Here is a 16,620-nt window from a genome sequence, read left to right on the forward strand (position 1 = left end):
AACGCCAGGCGCTGACTGGCCGGATGTTGGTTGCCGGTGACCTGTACGATCAATTTATTGATTTCGCAGCAGGGGCCACGGCCGAGCTTGCTCTGGGCCATGTCAGGACTCCTGTCCGTTCGCAATGTACTGATCAAGGGCCAGGCTTTGTTCCGCGCTAAGCACCAAGAGGTGGTTGGAGGTGCTGGGAAGCCAGGTGTCGGCGTGAGGGCTGTCCAGGCTTTGCCATCCGGTTTCACGCGACGCATGCCAGTTCAAACGGCTGATCGGGCCGAGCCAGAGGTTGAGGTTCTCATCGGTGCAGGCGGGGAAAAAGCACTCGGCAACGGCCGGGTTCCAATAATGCAGCATGCCTTTGCGGGTCTGTTTGAAGCGAATAATCAGCAGATGCCGCAGGTGTTCAAGTACCGCTTCGGCGCTGTGTTCACTCTCTATCACCAATCCCGGCCAGTGGGTGGGTGCTTCCTTGATCGCCTGTAGCAGTGTCCCGTCGCTGTCGTCTTTCACCAACAACGGGCTGAACTGCGAATAGATCATCAATTCAGTTGAATCAAACAGGCGTACAAAATCTGGACGACCCATCTGCCGGAAAAGAGAAGGCAGCAAATGGTCGGTGTGTTCCAAGAGCATCCAGGTTGTCATGAGCGAGCTCCCGGACTCATAGCCTCGCGGCAACCGCAGTCCTCAAGTGGGCAATCCATGGGTGTACTGCCTTCTGGCATTTGGCACATTTCGACAATGGGCTCACCGCCAAGGAACTGCTGTTGGAACGTGGGGCTGGGTGGCAACACGCCAACCTCAAGTGCTTGAGTACTCCCCGGCGCCAACGGCATCGCTGGCGTGCCCGGTAGTGGTGCGCCGCCTAACAGAATGGGTGTACTGCTGAAAATACCAGCCGGGCTAAGGACGATATGTTGGCCTCCGGCGCTCAGCGTCAGACCCAGGCCGGCGTTTATGACGATGTCGTTACCGGTGACGTGCACTTCTTGCCCGGCCTCCATCGCCAACACCTGACCCACGCGGGTGTGGCTGCTGCCCGCCACCTGCAGATGATCGCCCGCCAGCAGCTGAACCTTGCGCTCGCCGGTGAGGGTCCGGTGTTCCTCACTTTTGAGTACCGAGGTGCTGTTGCCCTTGATGGTTTCCAGGCGCTGACCGCCAATTTCAGTCCGGCTGTCGTTCTGGATCAGCTGTTCCATGTCGCGCTGGGCGCGCAGGTAGACCCGTTCAGCCCCGCTCTTGTCGTCAAAATGAACTTCGTTGAAACCGGTACTTGCACTGGAACTCCGGCTGCGAAAGATGCTTTTGGTCTTGTTTTCAGGCAGTCCGTACGCAACGGGGTTCAGGTTATTGGGCAAACAGCCGACGATAACCGGCCTGTCGGCGTCCCCTTCCAAGTAGGAAACCAGCACCTCCATGCCCACCCGGGGAACGGTGACGGCGCCATACCCATCGCCTGCCCAACTGGACGCAACCCGCACCCAGCAACTGGTTGTTTCATCGTCCTGTTCGCTGCGGTCCCAGTGGAATTTGACTTTGACCCGACCGAATGTGTCGCAGTAGATTTCTTCATTCACAGGACCGGTGACCCTGGCGGTCTGGGTGCTGTGGATTCGCGGTTTCGGGTGCTCCAGCGCCGGACGAAACTGGACCGCTTCCGCAATGGCGGTGAAGGTGTTGCGGTACCCCTGAACGATGCGCCCGTCTTCAACCAGGCTGCTGCCGGCCAGCTCTTCGAGGACCTGCGGCTGTCTTGCTTCATGCTGTACAAAAACCAGCACCCAGTGGGTTTTGGGGTCGTAATCCGGCACCAGGTGCACGCGCGATCCACTGCGTAAAAGCGGCGCATCACTCTCACCATCCGCCAGGCGAAACCCGGTTTGATGGCGCTCAAGCGCACGCTTGGATAAAACGTCACCGCGCCTTTTTTCTTCGAAAATCCCGGGGTAGACGTAATCCTCCAGGTAGGGACCGTATTTGGGGACCTCGCCGCTCTCCCATTGCGCCTGGGTTCGCGCAGGATTTTGCAGGCTTTGCAGCGGGATATGGGTCTGTTTGAAGTCATGGTCGCGCAGGGCGACATGATTGGTTTGGGCGGTAAGACGTACGCCAAAGGCCTTGACCACCGGACCTTCTGCCACCAGGCCGCTGGCCGGTTTGAACGGCAACACCTGCGGAGATTGCTGCGGGAATCGGGTTTCATCGTCGGCAAAGATCAGGCAATGACTGTCTGGCGTGTGCTCAAACCGATAGAAAATCCCCTCTTCTTCGCATAACCGGCTGAGAAAGTGCAGGTCCGACTCGTCGTACTGCACGCAGTAGTCGCGCGGCGCCACGCTCCCCGTGATGCGGTCGAACGATGCATCGGTGCCCTTCAGCATGCGATGCCCTTTCAGCACCTCAAGAATGATCTCCGGCACGGTCATTTTCTGGAACGAACGGCGATGGCTCGAATGTTCCAGAAAAGCCAGATAAGGCGCCAGCACCAGATGGTAATGGGTGAACGCCCCGCCTGTTTTGCCTTTGCGAATCGCATAAACATGACCGTGCAGCCCCTGCCCTTGCGCCCCGAATCTCAGGTAGGCCGCTTTATGCAGCAAGCCGTCCAACGCGTGGGATGAGCGCCTGCTCACCAGTTCGATGTTGATTTCATAGGGTCGGCTCAGCGCCTCGGCCCCGTGAAAACTCAACACCTGCAAGTCAGTTTGCTGCTGCCCGTTGATGTCCAGAGAGAGCTTCGGAGTAAGGCCGGGATGAGACATGCGCGCATCTTCGTGTTGGAAGGGGCACGCAGTGTCATTGACGATGTATGTCTACACAGCCAGCCAGCGCCGTTGGATCATGTAGGACAGTTCCGGTAATCGCGCAGGGTCGTACTGACGTACTCCGCCAAACATGGATGCGGGTCCCGTCCCCTTGAACCAATCACCACCAAAGCGCACCCTGATGACTTGTTGCATCAACAAGAATAAGGATCAACCCATGTTCGATATCAGCGTTTTCCCGAAAGCCGACGCCGTGCGTAAAGCTGCGCAGCTTAGCCCCGCTGACTATCAGCGGATGTATCAACAATCAGTGGAACACCCCGACACCTTCTGGGCCGAACAAGCCAAGACCTTTCTCGACTGGTCCAGACCTTGGCAGCAAGTGCAGCACGCGGACCTGAACACTGGCGAGGCCAGCTGGTTCAAGGGCGGCGAATTGAATGTCAGCTACAACTGCATCGATCGTCATCTGAAAGAGCGTGGCGATCAGATCGCGATCATCTGGGAAGGCGACAATCCGGGCGAGTCCGCCGAAATCACCTATAAAAAGCTGCATCACAACGTTGCCCGTCTGGCGAACGTGCTTAAAACTCGCGGAGTGAAAAAAGGTGACCGGGTCTGCATCTATATGCCGATGATCCCCGAGGCCGCCTACGCGATGCTCGCCTGCACCCGAATCGGCGCCGTGCATTCGGTGGTGTTCGGCGGGTTCTCGCCAGACGCGTTGCGTGACCGGATTCTCGATGCCGATTGCCGCACCGTGATCACTGCCGATGAAGGGGTGCGCGGGGGTAAATATGTCGCGCTCAAGAAGAATGTCGACAAAGCACTGCAAAGCTGCCCGAACGTCAGCACCGTACTGGTGGTAGAACGCTCCCAGGGCGACGTGGAATGGGTCGAAGGTCGCGACATTTGGTACCACGACGCCGTGCGTGGCATGAGCGCTGACTGCCCGCCCGAGCCAATGGATGCGGAAGACCCGCTGTTCATCCTCTATACCTCAGGCAGTACCGGCAAGCCCAAAGGCGTGCTACACACCACCGGCGGTTATTTGCTGCAAGCCGCAATGACCTTCAAGCATGTGTTCGACTACCAAGACCAAGAAATTTTCTGGTGCACCGCCGATGTCGGCTGGGTTACCGGTCACAGCTATATCGTCTATGGCCCGCTGGCCAATGGCGCCACCACGCTGATTTTTGAAGGCGTGCCGAACTACCCTGACGCTTCGCGCTTCTGGCAGGTAATCGACAAGCACCAGGTCAACATTTTCTATACCGCACCCACAGCCCTGCGCGCCTTGATGCGTGAAGGACCGGGGCCGCTGCAAAGCACCTCACGCGAGAGCCTGCGCGTGCTCGGCAGCGTCGGCGAGCCAATCAACCCTGAAGCATGGGAGTGGTATTTCCATCAGGTCGGCAAGGAGCGCTGCCCCATTGTCGATACCTGGTGGCAGACCGAAACCGGCGGCATCATGCTGACCCCGTTGATCAGTGCCAGCCACCTCAAACCGGGCTGCGCGACGCGTCCGTTGTTCGGGGTTCAGCCGGTATTGCTGGACGAGCAAGGCAAGGAAATCATCGGTGCGGGCAGCGGCGTTCTGGCGATCAAGGCCAGTTGGCCGGGACAGATTCGTAGCATATACGGCGACCAACAGCGCATGGTCGAGACCTATTTCAAACCTTATCCGGGCTACTACTTCACTGGCGACGGCGCTCGCCGCGACGAGGATGGCGACTACTGGATCACTGGCCGCGTCGACGACGTACTCAACGTGTCTGGACACCGGATCGGCACTGCAGAAGTTGAAAGCGCACTGGTGCTGCACGACAGCATCGCCGAAGCCGCAGTGGTCGGTTACCCCCATGACGTCAAAGGCATGGGGATTTACGCATTCGTCACGCCGATGAAAGGTGTCGAGACAAATGATGCGTTGAAAAAAGAACTGCTGGCCCACGTCGCCCAAGAAATCGGCAGCTTTGCCAAACCGGAATTGATTCAGTGGGCACCCGCCCTGCCGAAAACCCGCTCAGGCAAGATCATGCGCCGGATTTTGCGCAAAATTGCCTGCAATGAACTGGACAGCCTGGGTGATACGTCGACCCTGGCTGACCCGAGTGTGGTCGAAGGCCTGATCGATAAACGCCTGAACCGTTGAACGTGACGGGCGCAGCCCTCCCTGCGCCCGACTCAGATGTTGAGAGCCCATGGAATTCATTCGTAGCCGTATCGAAACCCAAGTCATGAGTCTGACGGGATTGTCTCTGGGTCAATTGGACCTGGAAAACCCTAAAGGTGATCCCGGCCTGTTCGGCCCCGAGGCCATCTGCTGGCAGGTGCATGGCGACTTCAGCAGCATGCTGATCGGCGGCATCAGCGCATTGATGCTGCAAGCCCTGCATCCATTGGCGCTGGCCGGGGTCTGGGATCACTCGACCTTTCGTCAGGACATGCTTGGCCGCCTTCGCAGGACCGGCCAGTTTATTTCAGGGACAACCTTCGGTTCGACCCGCGACGCCAACTGGCTGATAGAAAAGGTGCGCACCATCCACTTGCAAGTGACGGGTACTGCACCCGACGGACGCCCCTATGCGGCCAGTGATCCGGATCTGTTGACGTGGGTGCATGTGGCCGAAGTCAGCAGTTTTCTAGCCGCCCATTTGCGCTATCGCAACCCCGAGTTGTCAGGTGACGCACAGGATGCGTATTACGCAGAAGTTGCCGCCATCGCCGAACGACTCGGCGCGCGTGAGGTGCCACGTTCAAGGCAAGCGATTGCCGACTATCTCGAACGGATGCGCCCGCAGTTGATCTGTGATGAGCGCAGCCGCGAGGTGCTGCGATTATTGCTGAATGCGCCTGCTCCGAGCAGGCTGGCCAAGCCATTCGGTGCCTTAATGATGCAGGCGGGCATCGACCTGTTACCGGTATGGGCCAGCGATTTGTTCGCGATCCATCAGGGTCCGCTGCAACGCGCATTGATCCGCGCCAGCGTCAGACGTAGCGTGCCCCTGTTACGCTGGGCGGTGCGCAATGGCTCAGTTCAGCGCGCCCACCGACGGATGGGGCTATCCTGCTGACCGACCTGAAACACACTCTCGGCCGCCGGTTTCTCGTTGGAACCTGAGCGGCCATGTGTGACACCATGCGTACCATTGTCATAGCCACCGCCACAGCGAATAGGGCCAACTGAATCAGGCCCGACGCAAAATTCAATAATAGTGAGGACCTTTGCCATGCAAGACGTCGTTATCGTTGCCGCCACCCGTACCGCTGTCGGTGCGTTCCAGGGTGCCCTGGCGAATATTTCCGCAGTCGATCTTGGCGCTGCTGTCATTCGCCAACTGTTGTCTCAAACCGGACTGGATGTTGCTGAAGTCGATGAAGTGATCATGGGCCATGTATTGACCGCAGGCGCCGGGCAGAACCCTGCCCGTCAAGCCGCGATCAAGGCGGGGCTGCCTTTCGCGGTACCGGCAATGACCGTGAGCAAGGTCTGTGGCTCAGGCTTGAAGGCCCTGCATCTGGCGGCTCAGGCAATTCGTTGCGGCGACGCGGAAGTGGTCATCGCGGGCGGTCAGGAAAATATGAGCCTGTCCAATTACGTCATGCCCGGTGCACGTACCGGTCTGCGTATGGGCAACAGCACCCTGGTCGACACGATGATCAGCGATGGTTTGTGGGATGCATTCAACGACTATCACATGGGCATCACTGCCGAAAATCTGGTGGACAAGTACGGCATCACCCGCGAAGCACAAGATGCTTTCGCCGCCGCGTCACAACAGAAAGCTGTGGCCGCCATCGAAGCCGGGCGTTTTGTCGACGAAATCACCCCGATCCTGATCCCGCAGCGCAAAGGCGATCCGCTCTCGTTCGCCACGGACGAACAACCGCGCGCCGGGACGACCGCCGAATCGTTGGCCAAACTCAAGCCAGCGTTCAAGAAAGATGGCTCCGTCACCGCAGGCAACGCTTCGTCGCTGAATGACGGCGCCGCTGCCGTCATCCTGATGAGTGCCGCCAAAGCTGAAAAGCTCGGGCTGCCGGTTCTCGCGCGCATCGCGGCTTACGCCAACGCAGGTGTCGACCCGGCAATCATGGGCATTGGCCCGGTCAGCGCCACTCGTCGTTGCCTGGCCAAGGCGGGCTGGTCGCTGGAGCAACTTGACCTGATCGAAGCCAATGAGGCGTTTGCCGCGCAAGCTTTGTCAGTCAGCAAGGAGCTGGGCTGGGACATGAACAAGGTCAACGTCAACGGCGGCGCCATAGCCCTTGGCCACCCGATTGGTGCATCAGGCTGCCGCATTCTGGTCACGCTGCTGCACGAGATGATCAAGCGCGACGCCAAAAAAGGACTCGCAACCTTGTGCATCGGTGGTGGTCAGGGTGTGGCATTGGCGCTTTCCCGCTGAGTCTGCTGCGCCTGATCTGACGTCATCGCGGGCAAGCATGCTTGCCCGCGATCAATGCCCGCGCTTAACTGTTAAACTGCCGCGCCCATTTCCAACCCAAGGCGCTGTGCATGTCTTCCTTGAATCAGGCGCTAAGCGTCGCCCTCGATAACCGCGAACCACTGCTTGCCGAGTTGCATCAACAAGGCACGGATTGCTATCGGCTATTCCATGGCAGCCAGGAAGGTGCTAGCGGCCTGACCATCGACCGCTATGGCCCGCAATTGCTGGTGCAGAGTTTCCACCACTCGCTGGAACGCGAGGTCCTGCTGGAACTGCACGCGGCCGTCAATACACGTCTGGGGCTCGATACCCTGCTGGTCTACAACGACCGCTCCCAAGGCAACTCGCGAATAGACCGTAACGACGCCGTATACAAAGCCGAAGACGCGGCACTGGTGGATATGATCGGCCACGAGTGGGGCCTGAACTACCGCGTACGCGGGCGCCATGCCGGGCAGGACCCGCTGCTGTTTCTCGACTTGCGTAATACGCGTGGCTGGATAAAACAACACAGCGCCGGCAAGACCATGCTGAACCTGTTTGCGTATACCTGTGGCGTTGGCCTGAGCGCGGCGGCGGGCGGAGCGCGGGAAGTATGCAATCTGGACTTTGCCGAAGGTAATCTGGCGGTGGGTCGCGAAAATGGCGTCCTCAACCCTCAATTGAAAGCCATGAAGTTTGTGCAATCCGATTACTTCCCGGCGATCCGCCAACTGGCAGGCTTGCCCATAGCACCACGCCGCGGAAATAAGTTGCCCGAATATGTGCGCCTCGAGCAACGGCAATACGACCTGGTGTTCCTTGATCCGCCTGCGTGGGCAAAAAGTGCATTCGGCACCGTCGATTTATTGCGAGATTACCAGAGCCTGCTCAAACCGGCGGTATTGACCACGGCCACCGATGGCGTGTTGATCTGCTGCAATAATCTGGCGAAGGTCAGCATGGAGGACTGGCGCGAACAGGTGCTACGCTGTGCCAGCAAGGCCGGGCGCCCGGTACGCGACTGGCAGGTTCTGACGCCGGGCAGCGACTTTCCGTCTCAGGACCAGCAACCGCCGCTCAAAACGCTGATACTGCAACTCTGACGCCCGACGCAAGAAAGGAAACTTCCGACACGCACTTGAGGGTACTTCTGGGGAACCAGATTCGCGTGCCATACTCCAAGGACCTCCGACAGACAGACGACGCCTCACATGCCCAAAGGATTGAAACGCGCTATTTGCGCCTTGCTGACCGTCATCGCGCTTTATAGCTTGCTGGGGTTCTTGATTCTGCCCGGCATCGCATTGCGGATAGTCAATCAACAACTGGCCACCTATTCCACGGTACCGGCAACGCTGGGTCGTCTGGAAATCAACCCCTACACACTGGAAGTCACCCTGTGGGGCCTGAACATCGGCACGCCGGGCCAGGAGCAGGTCGGTTTCGAGCGGTTGTACACCAACCTGCAGATTGACAGCCTGTGGACCGGCGCCCTGCATCTGGCGGCTGTCGAGCTGGACAAACCCAAGTCCGAACTTCTCTTCAGCAAGGACGGCACGCTGAATCTGGCGAAGCTGTTCAAGCTACCGGCCAGCGAGCCGGCCAAGGACGCGCCACCCGGCAAGCCTTTCCCGATGCGGGTAGACCACATCAAATTGGCTGACGGTTATGTCCACTTCCAGGATCTACGCCCCAGCGAACCGATTGAATTCCTTTACGACAAGCTGAGTCTGGAGCTGAAAAATCTCAGCACCCTGCCCGAAGACAATGCCGACATGACCCTGGTTGCAGTAGGTCCTGGCGGCGGTCGAGTCGACTGGGTCGGGCGCGTCAGCCTGGTACCGATTGCCTCCGAAGGTAAGCTAAAAGTCACTGACGGCAAGATGAAAGTCTGGTGGCCCTACGTGCGCGATGCGCTGCCGTTCGTACTGCAAGACGGCATTCTGAACTTCAGCACCGACTACACACTCAGCCTGGCCAGCACAACCGAACTGCAACTGACCAATACCGCCTTGAGCGTTGCGCCCTTCGCGATCAATGCGCCGGACGGTCGGCCACTGGTGCGCCTGGAACGACTGGACGTCACAGAGACCTCTATCGACCTGGCCAAACAGCAGGTGACCGTCGGCAAGATCCGCAGTAATAAACTGGAAACCTGGGCTGCGCGTGAAGCGGATGGCGAACTCGATTGGCAAAAGCTGTTTGCCAGCCAACCGAAAAAACCGGCCTCCGCCGCAGCCATCAAGGCGCCGGCGACCTCAGCCGGTAGCGCCCCCGAAGTCGCCCAACAGCCCATTGCCCCAAGCAAACCCTGGCAGGTGCTGCTGCGTGATGTGCAACTGCGCAACTATCAGATTCACCTGGCTGATCGGGTCCCCAAGGAACCCGTTGCGCTTGAAGTAGGCCCGCTGAACCTCGACGTGCAGAATTTCGACAGCCTCAACAAATCGCCTTTCAGCCTCAAGCTTGATACCGGGCTGGGCAAACAAGGGCATATCACTGCCATGGGCGACGTCAATCTGAGCCCGGTCAGCGCCAAATTGCAGGTCACCACCAAAGACATTGACCTGCGTGTCGCGCAGTCTTATATCAGCCCGTTCATCCGCCTTGAACTGCGTAGCGGCATGCTCGGCAGCGAGCTGGCAGTCAATCTCAAGAGCACCGCGCCGCTGATCTTCAGCGTCACCGGCAAGGCCCAAATCGACCAATTGCACACCCTCGACACCCTCAAGCAGCGCGACTTTCTCAAGTGGCAGCAGGTGGTGCTTGAAGGACTGGATTATCAACACGGCGACAGCCTGACGATCGCCAAGGTCAATCTGCTACAACCGTATGCGCGTTTCATAATCAACGATGACCGCACCACCAACATTGATGATCTGTTGATCCCACAGCCAGCCGACAGCGGCAAACCCGCGACTAAACCAGCCGCAGGCAAGGTCTCTGCAAGCGGCGAAAAACCGATGGGGATTCGCATCGGGGAAGTGAATATCAACGACGGCTCCGCGAACTTCGCCGATCTCAGTCTCACACCCAACTTTGCCACCGCCATTCAGCAGCTCAACGGCAAAATCGGCACGCTGGACAACCGTCAGCCGAAGCCTGCGACGGTCAATATCAATGGCAAGGTTGATCGCTATGCGCCGGTGACCATCAAAGGCAGCCTCAACCCCTTCGACCCCTTGGCCAGTCTCGACATCGCGACCAGTTTCAAGCGCGTAGAACTGACCACACTGACGCCGTACTCAGGTAAATTCGCTGGCTACCGCATCCGCAAAGGTCGCCTGAATCTCGACCTGCATTACATGATCACCAAAGGCCAGCTCAAGGCCGAAAACAAAATGGTGGTCGAACAGCTACAGCTGGGTGAGAAGGTCGAGAGCGCCAGTGCGGTCGATTTGCCGATTCGCCTGGCCATTGCCTTGCTGAAGGACTCAGATGGCAAGATTTCCATCGAGCTGCCTATTTCCGGCGACTTGAACAATCCCCAGTTCAGCGTAATGCCAATCATTTGGCAGACGTTGCGCAATTTGGTAGTGCGCGCAGCTGAAGCACCCTTCAAGTTCATCGGGGGTTTAATCAGTGGCGGCGAGTCTCAAGACCTCGGCAGCATTGCGTTCACCCCCGGATCGAGTGACTTGACCAGCGACGCACAATCCGCCCTGAACAAGCTCTCCGCCGCACTCAAGGAGCGCCCGACGTTACATCTCGAGATCGAAGGCACCAGCTCGGTCAGCAGCGATGGCCCGCTGATCGCTGCTCAACGTCTGGAGCGCGAATACCAGAGCACGTACTACAAGATTCTTCAGCGTCGCGGTGACAAAGTTCCGGCTCAAGCCTCACTGTTGCAAGTGCCCGAAAACGAAAAACCACCCATGCTCGAAGGTATTTATCGCACCCTGCTCAAGCAACAACCGCCCGCCGAGTGGACCGGTCTGGGTAAGGAAGAGCGCGCCGCGAAAATGCGCGTGGACGTGATCAAATCCTGGAGCACCAACACTGCATTGCTCCGCCAGTTGGGCCAGGCGCGCGCCGGCAGCATCAAGGATTATCTGGTCGATAAAGGCAAACTGGCTGATGATCGGGTCTATTTCATCGACACCAGCCTCGGAGAGGCTCAACCCGATGGCCGTGTCGTTACTCAGCTGCATCTGGACAGCGAATAATCCATGCGAACAGCCGGTTTAGTGCTTTTGGTAGTCGCTTGTCTCGCAGGCCAGGCACAAGCAGATACCTTGCGTTGCGGCAGTCAGTTGATCAGCGTGGGTGATCGGGAGTTTGAGGTACTGCAGAAATGCGGTGAACCTATTGCCCGAAATATCATTGGCTATAAGCGCAGCGTGAATAGACGCGAAGAAGTCCAGATTGATGAGTGGATCTACGGGCCCAATAGCGGAATGTATCAATACTTGCGTTTCGAAGGCGGCCGGCTACTGCGCATAGACAGTAAGCGCGGTAGCTGACGGCCGCGCCGGGGCTTATCCTTCAATTCCCCCATCCCCACAATAGAACAGGCCCCGGCGCGAACGCAGGGGCCTGTAATGACCACATCCTTATGGTCTTTCGCATGAACCTTTAACGAACCAGCCGATACCGTCCAACGTTATCAGCGCGCTCCTTATCAATGATCATCGCGAGAGAGTGAAACGTTACTCGGATTTCAGGCCATCAGCCGAAACGGCTTGAACGCCTTTGATTTTTTTGGCGATGTCGACAGCCAGTTTTTTCTGAGCGGAGGTCAATGTGACGGTCGATGACAGGGAAACCACGCCTTTGTTGGTCTCTACCTTGATGTCAGTACCAGGAATGCCTTTTTCAGTGACCAGATCGGCCTTAACTTTGGTGGTGATCCAGGTATCAGAGGTTGCCTCTGTAGCTTTGGTCATTTCGCCAGCAGCAACAACCATCGGTGCTTGAGTGGTTTGTTGAGCAAATGCCGCGTTGACCATGGTAAAGGTCAGTGCAGTGGCAGCAGCAGCGGCAATAGCGAACTTATTCATATTCATACGAGTCACTCCTGTTTTTCTAAAATCTGCTCCAGCATCACTGGCGGCAGGGTTACAGGGTATATCGCAAGCGCTGTGCCAACCTCTGATTGAATATAATTACGTTATAAAACAATAGGTTATCTGATGCTCGAAAATTGGCTGTCGTGCAGATTGCACGTTCATCACCCTGCACTGCATGCAAGATGCATGTAGTGCAGGGCGAAAGGATTGGCTACCTATATAAGCTAAGCGCTTAAAAGCGCTCATAAAAAAAGGACCCCGAAGGGTCCTTTTTTCAGCGTATGGCAATCAGGCTAATTACACGCCCGATGCTTTTGCTGCTGCAACGTCTTTGATCGACAGTTTGATGCGGCCGCGGTTGTCCACGTCCAGCACCAGAACTTCAACTTCCTGACCTTCTTGCAAGATGTCAGTCACTTTCTCAACGCGAGCATCGCTCAACATGGAAATGTGAACCAGGCCGTCTTTGCCAGGCAGGATGTTAACGAATGCGCCGAAGTCGACAATACGCTCAACCTTACCGATGTAGATCTTGCCGATCTCGGCTTCAGCGGTGATACCCAGAACGCGCTGACGTGCTGCTTCAGCCGCTTCCTTGGTTTCGCCAAAGATCTTGATGGTGCCGTCGTCTTCGATGTCGATCGAAGCCTTGGTCTCTTCACAGATCGCACGGATCGTCGCGCCGCCTTTACCGATGACATCACGGATTTTGTCGGTGTCGATTTTCATCGCGATCATGGTCGGAGCATTTTCCGACAGTTCGGTACGCGACTGACCAATGATCGTGTTCATCTGACCGAGGATGTTCAGGCGAGCTTCCAGGGCTTGGCCCAGAGCGATCTCCATGATTTCTTCGGTGATGCCTTTGATCTTGATGTCCATCTGCAGCGCGGTAACACCTTTGGCGGTACCGGCTACTTTGAAGTCCATGTCGCCCAAGTGATCTTCGTCACCCAGGATGTCGGTCAGGATGGCGAACTTCTCGCCTTCTTTAACCAGACCCATGGCAATACCGGCTACGGGTGCCTTCATCGGCACACCAGCGTCCATCAATGCCAGGGAAGCACCGCAGACCGAAGCCATGGAGCTGGAACCGTTGGACTCGGTGATTTCCGATACCACACGAATGGTGTACGGGAACACGTCAGCAGCAGGCAGCATGGCTTGTATGCTGCGACGAGCCAGACGGCCGTGACCGATTTCGCGACGACCAGCACCGCCCATACGACCACACTCGCCCACCGAGAACGGAGGGAAGTTGTAGTGCAGCATGAACGGGTCTTTGCGCTCGCCTTCGAGGGTATCGAGCAACTGTGCATCACGTGCGGTACCCAGAGTCGCTACAACCAGAGCCTGGGTTTCGCCACGGGTGAACAATGCCGAACCGTGAGTCTTCGGCAGAACGCCGACTTCGATGTTCAGCGGACGTACAGTGCGGGTATCACGACCATCGATACGCGGCTTGCCGTTAACGATGTTCTCGCGCACGGTGCGGTATTCGATTTCGCCGAAAGCAGCTTTGACTTCGCTGGAAGTCGGTTGACCTTCTTCGCCGGAAAGCTTGGCAACGATCTGGTCACGCAACTCACCCAGACGGGCATAACGCTCGTGCTTGACGGTGATGGTGTAAGCCTGGGAAATCGCATCGCCGAACTCAGCGCGAATCGCGCTCAGCAGTGCGGTGTTTTCTGGTTGTGCTTTCCAGTCCCACGTCGGCTTGGCAGCTTCGGCAGCCAGTTCTTTGATGGCCTGGATAACAACCTGGAATTCGTCATGGGCGAACAGTACAGCGCCCAGCATCTGGTCTTCGGTCAGCTCTTTAGCTTCCGATTCAACCATCAATACCGCTTCCGAGGTACCGGCTACAACCATGTCCAGGCTCGAAGCCTTGAGTTGTTCGTAGTTCGGGTTCAGCAGGTAGCCGGTGCTTTCGTGGAAAGCAACGCGCGCAGCACCGATAGGGCCGTCGAAAGGAATACCGGAGATCGCCAGTGCAGCCGAGGTGCCGATCATGGCAGCGACGTCTGGATCAGTCTTTTTGCTGGTGGACAAAACGGTGCAGACAACCTGCACTTCGTTCATGAAACCTTCTGGAAACAACGGACGGATCGGACGGTCGATCAGACGCGAAGTCAGGGTTTCTTTCTCGGAAGGACGGCCTTCACGCTTGAAGAAACCGCCGGGAATTTTGCCCGCAGCGTAGGTTTTTTCCTGGTAGTGAACGGAAAGTGGGAAGAAGCCTTTGCCTGCGTCAGCGTGCTTGGCACCGACCACAGTCACTAACACGCTGACGTCGTCGTCAACGGTGACCAATACTGCGCCGGAAGCTTGACGGGCGATACGGCCTGTCTCGAGGGTGACGGTCGATTGACCGAATTGGAATTTCTTGATGACCGGGTTCACGGTTTCCTACCTTCTTTGTGGCTCTTGGGGAACTGGTTTCTTGCGAATTCTTGGGCAGTGACAGGGATCGGACCCATCGACCGTCCAGATAAAACTTGAGGCTGGGAGCCTGCCACGACCCATCAGGTAAACCCGATGAGCCGTGACAAACAACCAACCTCTAGCAACGTCGTTATTAGCGACGCAGACCCAGACGAGCGATCAGGGCGCTGTAACGGCTAACGTCCTTACCTTTAAGGTAATCCAGCAGCTTGCGACGCTGGTTTACCATACGGATCAGACCACGACGTGAGTGGTGATCTTTACCGTTGGCCTTGAAGTGGCCTTGCAGTTTGTTGATGTTGGTGGTCAGCAGTGCAACTTGCACTTCTGGCGAACCAGTATCACCAACAGCTTGCTGGTAGTCGGCTACGATCTGAGCTTTTTCTTCTACGCTGAGTGCCATGTGGGCAATCCTTTATTCGAGAAACCGCTCCAGAGAGACAGTTTCAATGGGCCGAGGACAAATCCTCGTATTTTTAAATGAGATGTGACCGTGCCCATTGACAGCCACCCTCGTCCGGTCATTCTGACCGAATCAATCGACGCGGCGCGATCCGCCCGTCTTCACTCACTTCACCGATTCCGATGAAGCGACCTTCATGATCTTGCACGCGAACCATGCCAAATTGTGGCGCGTCCGGTGCTCTTACGGGCTGACCATGCAGCCAGTAAAACGAACTGTGTTCCGAGAACTGCAGCAGCGGCCAATCCAGCAAACCGCTGTCCGAAGGCATCAGGAAGCGATCAACCGCTTCGTTACCACCCTCGGCGTGTACCTGCTCCAACTCTTCCAGCGTAACCGTCTGAGCCAGGCTGAACGGTCCGGCCTGCGTACGACGCAACTCTGCGACATAGGCGCCACACCCAAGCTTTTCACCGATATCTTCCACGAGGGTACGGATATAGGTGCCTTTGGTGCAGTCCACTGCAAGACGTGCAGTATCGACGTCGCATTCCAGCAATTCCAGGCGCGTGATAGTAACAGAACGCGGTTCGCGCTCCACCACTTCCCCTGCTCGGGCCAGCTTGTACAGGGGTTGACCATCGCGCTTGAGCGCTGAGTACATCGGCGGTATCTGACTGATTTCACCGCGAAAAAACGGTAAAACCGCTTCGATATCGGCACGACCAACGGTCACGGGACGAATTTGTAAAACATCACCTTCAGCGTCTGCCGTGGTGGTGGTTTTACCCAATTGCATCTTGGTTTCGTACGCTTTGTCCGAATCAAGCAAGTATTGGGAAAACTTTGTCGCTTCGCCAAAACACAACGGTAATACGCCCGTCGCGAGCGGATCGAGGCTGCCGGTATGCCCGGCCTTTTCCGCATTGAGCAACCAACGCACTTTCTGCAAGGCTGCGTTGGACGTGAAGCCCAGCGGTTTGTCGAGCAGGATGATCCCGCTGACGTTACGGCGTATACGTTTGACCTGCGCCACCCGCATTACTCCTTGTTGCTTTCTGGCTTGTCGCTTTCTGCCAGGGAGTTTTCCTGGGTAGCGTCTTCTGCCTGCACATTTTCCGGGTGATGGCCATCTTCAGCCACAGCACGTTCGATCAATGCAGAAAGATGAGCGCCACGCACGACGCTTTCGTCGTAATGGAAATGCAACTGTGGAACGCTGCGCAATTTCATCTCGCGAGCCAGTTGCATGCGCAGAAAACCTGCCGCAGCGTTGAGAACCTTGATGGTCTGGGCTATTTCTTCAGCACTGTCCTGACCCATCACGGTCATGAAAATCTTCGCATGACCAACGTCACGGCTGACATCGACAGCCGTGATGGTGACCAGGCCGACGCGCGGGTCTTTGATTTCGCGGCGGATCAGCTGTGCCAGCTCGCGCTGCATCTGATCGCCAATGCGTTGGGTACGGCTATATTCTTTTGCCATGTCTACTACCTGTCACTGACCCGGGGCGAAACCCGTACGGTCTGAAAGCGGCAAACGCCCGGCCTGACAAAATG

Annotated in this window: 13 protein-coding genes; 6 read left to right on the plus strand and 7 right to left on the minus strand. The window is 57.2% G+C overall.

Annotation, left to right across the window (positions count from 1 at the left end; genetic code table 11):
• Window positions 1-102: 102 nt before the first annotated feature.
• Together QN399_RS25425 and QN399_RS25430 are read right to left on the minus strand one after the other, a co-directional pair.
• Window positions 103-642, minus strand: coding sequence for a DUF4123 domain-containing protein (locus QN399_RS25425; protein ID WP_330201857.1), 540 nt, complete (start codon window positions 640-642; stop codon window positions 103-105).
• Complete coding sequence (locus QN399_RS25430; protein ID WP_330201858.1) at window positions 639-2,762, minus strand: type VI secretion system tip protein TssI/VgrG; 2,124 nt, start codon at window positions 2,760-2,762, stop codon at window positions 639-641. The genes QN399_RS25425 and QN399_RS25430 overlap by 4 nt, the downstream gene beginning before the upstream one ends.
• Before the next feature lie 220 nt (window positions 2,763-2,982).
• On the opposite strand from QN399_RS25430, the gene acs reads away from it, so the two are divergent.
• The 6 genes from acs to QN399_RS25460 all read left to right on the plus strand — a co-directional run bounded on the left by acs (window position 2,983) and on the right by QN399_RS25460 (window position 11,664).
• Window positions 2,983-4,920: an acetate--CoA ligase gene (gene acs, locus QN399_RS25435; RefSeq protein ID WP_322278311.1), complete on the plus strand. Its 1,938-nt coding sequence runs from the start codon at window positions 2,983-2,985 to the stop codon at window positions 4,918-4,920.
• A 49-nt stretch (window positions 4,921-4,969) separates the two neighbouring features.
• Window positions 4,970-5,842 carry an oxygenase MpaB family protein gene (locus tag QN399_RS25440; RefSeq protein ID WP_322278309.1) on the plus strand — a complete coding sequence of 291 codons (873 nt, stop codon included), beginning with the start codon at window positions 4,970-4,972 and terminating at the stop codon, window positions 5,840-5,842.
• A gap of 156 nt (window positions 5,843-5,998) precedes the next feature.
• Entirely contained in the window at window positions 5,999-7,177 is a 1,179-nt protein-coding gene (locus QN399_RS25445) for an acetyl-CoA C-acetyltransferase (protein ID WP_323566352.1), read from the plus strand.
• Window positions 7,178-7,287: 110 nt separating this feature from the next.
• Window positions 7,288-8,304 carry a class I SAM-dependent methyltransferase gene (locus tag QN399_RS25450; RefSeq protein ID WP_322177826.1) on the plus strand — a complete coding sequence of 339 codons (1,017 nt, stop codon included), beginning with the start codon at window positions 7,288-7,290 and terminating at the stop codon, window positions 8,302-8,304.
• A gap of 108 nt (window positions 8,305-8,412) precedes the next feature.
• A complete protein-coding gene (locus tag QN399_RS25455) occupies window positions 8,413-11,367 on the plus strand; it encodes a DUF748 domain-containing protein (RefSeq protein WP_330201859.1) in 2,955 nt (984 codons plus the stop codon).
• 3 nt (window positions 11,368-11,370) lie between these two features.
• On the plus strand, window positions 11,371-11,664 hold the full coding sequence (locus QN399_RS25460) for a DUF2845 domain-containing protein (protein WP_322177824.1): 294 nt from the start codon (window positions 11,371-11,373) through the stop codon (window positions 11,662-11,664).
• 186 nt (window positions 11,665-11,850) lie between these two features.
• Here QN399_RS25460 and QN399_RS25465 read toward each other — a convergent pair whose 3' ends face one another.
• The 5 genes from QN399_RS25465 to rbfA all read right to left on the minus strand — a co-directional run bounded on the left by QN399_RS25465 (window position 11,851) and on the right by rbfA (window position 16,546).
• A complete protein-coding gene (locus QN399_RS25465) occupies window positions 11,851-12,201 on the minus strand; it encodes a BON domain-containing protein (protein WP_322183022.1) in 351 nt (116 codons plus the stop codon).
• 306 nt (window positions 12,202-12,507) lie between these two features.
• Window positions 12,508-14,613, minus strand: coding sequence for a polyribonucleotide nucleotidyltransferase (gene pnp, locus QN399_RS25470; RefSeq protein ID WP_330201860.1), 2,106 nt, complete (start codon window positions 14,611-14,613; stop codon window positions 12,508-12,510).
• Window positions 14,614-14,788: 175 nt separating this feature from the next.
• Complete coding sequence (rpsO, locus tag QN399_RS25475; protein ID WP_219063825.1) at window positions 14,789-15,058, minus strand: 30S ribosomal protein S15; 270 nt, start codon at window positions 15,056-15,058, stop codon at window positions 14,789-14,791.
• Between the two features lie 118 nt (window positions 15,059-15,176).
• Complete coding sequence (gene truB, locus QN399_RS25480; RefSeq protein WP_322278303.1) at window positions 15,177-16,094, minus strand: tRNA pseudouridine(55) synthase TruB; 918 nt, start codon at window positions 16,092-16,094, stop codon at window positions 15,177-15,179.
• Window positions 16,095-16,099: 5 nt separating this feature from the next.
• The gene (rbfA, locus tag QN399_RS25485) at window positions 16,100-16,546 is read right to left on the minus strand and encodes a 30S ribosome-binding factor RbfA (protein WP_322177821.1); all 447 of its coding nucleotides are present in this window, start codon (window positions 16,544-16,546) and stop codon (window positions 16,100-16,102) included.
• Between the last annotated feature and the right edge of the window lie 74 nt (window positions 16,547-16,620).

The organism is Pseudomonas sp. 10C3 (assembly GCF_036346185.1).
Classification (GTDB): domain Bacteria; phylum Pseudomonadota; class Gammaproteobacteria; order Pseudomonadales; family Pseudomonadaceae; genus Aquipseudomonas.

Coding starts and splice junctions, on each gene's coding strand:
- QN399_RS25440 (WP_322278309.1), top strand. CDS start 4,970: ATGGAATTCATTCGTAGCCGTATCGAAACCCAAGTCATGAGTCTGACG.
- QN399_RS25445 (WP_323566352.1), top strand. CDS start 5,999: ATGCAAGACGTCGTTATCGTTGCCGCCACCCGTACCGCTGTCGGTGCG.
- rbfA (WP_322177821.1), bottom strand. CDS start 16,546: ATGGCAAAAGAATATAGCCGTACCCAACGCATTGGCGATCAGATGCAG.
- QN399_RS25430 (WP_330201858.1), bottom strand. CDS start 2,762: ATGTCTCATCCCGGCCTTACTCCGAAGCTCTCTCTGGACATCAACGGG.
- rpsO (WP_219063825.1), bottom strand. CDS start 15,058: ATGGCACTCAGCGTAGAAGAAAAAGCTCAGATCGTAGCCGACTACCAG.
- QN399_RS25455 (WP_330201859.1), top strand. CDS start 8,413: ATGCCCAAAGGATTGAAACGCGCTATTTGCGCCTTGCTGACCGTCATC.
- QN399_RS25425 (WP_330201857.1), bottom strand. CDS start 642: ATGACAACCTGGATGCTCTTGGAACACACCGACCATTTGCTGCCTTCT.
- QN399_RS25465 (WP_322183022.1), bottom strand. CDS start 12,201: ATGAATAAGTTCGCTATTGCCGCTGCTGCTGCCACTGCACTGACCTTT.
- acs (WP_322278311.1), top strand. CDS start 2,983: ATGTTCGATATCAGCGTTTTCCCGAAAGCCGACGCCGTGCGTAAAGCT.
- QN399_RS25460 (WP_322177824.1), top strand. CDS start 11,371: ATGCGAACAGCCGGTTTAGTGCTTTTGGTAGTCGCTTGTCTCGCAGGC.
- QN399_RS25450 (WP_322177826.1), top strand. CDS start 7,288: ATGTCTTCCTTGAATCAGGCGCTAAGCGTCGCCCTCGATAACCGCGAA.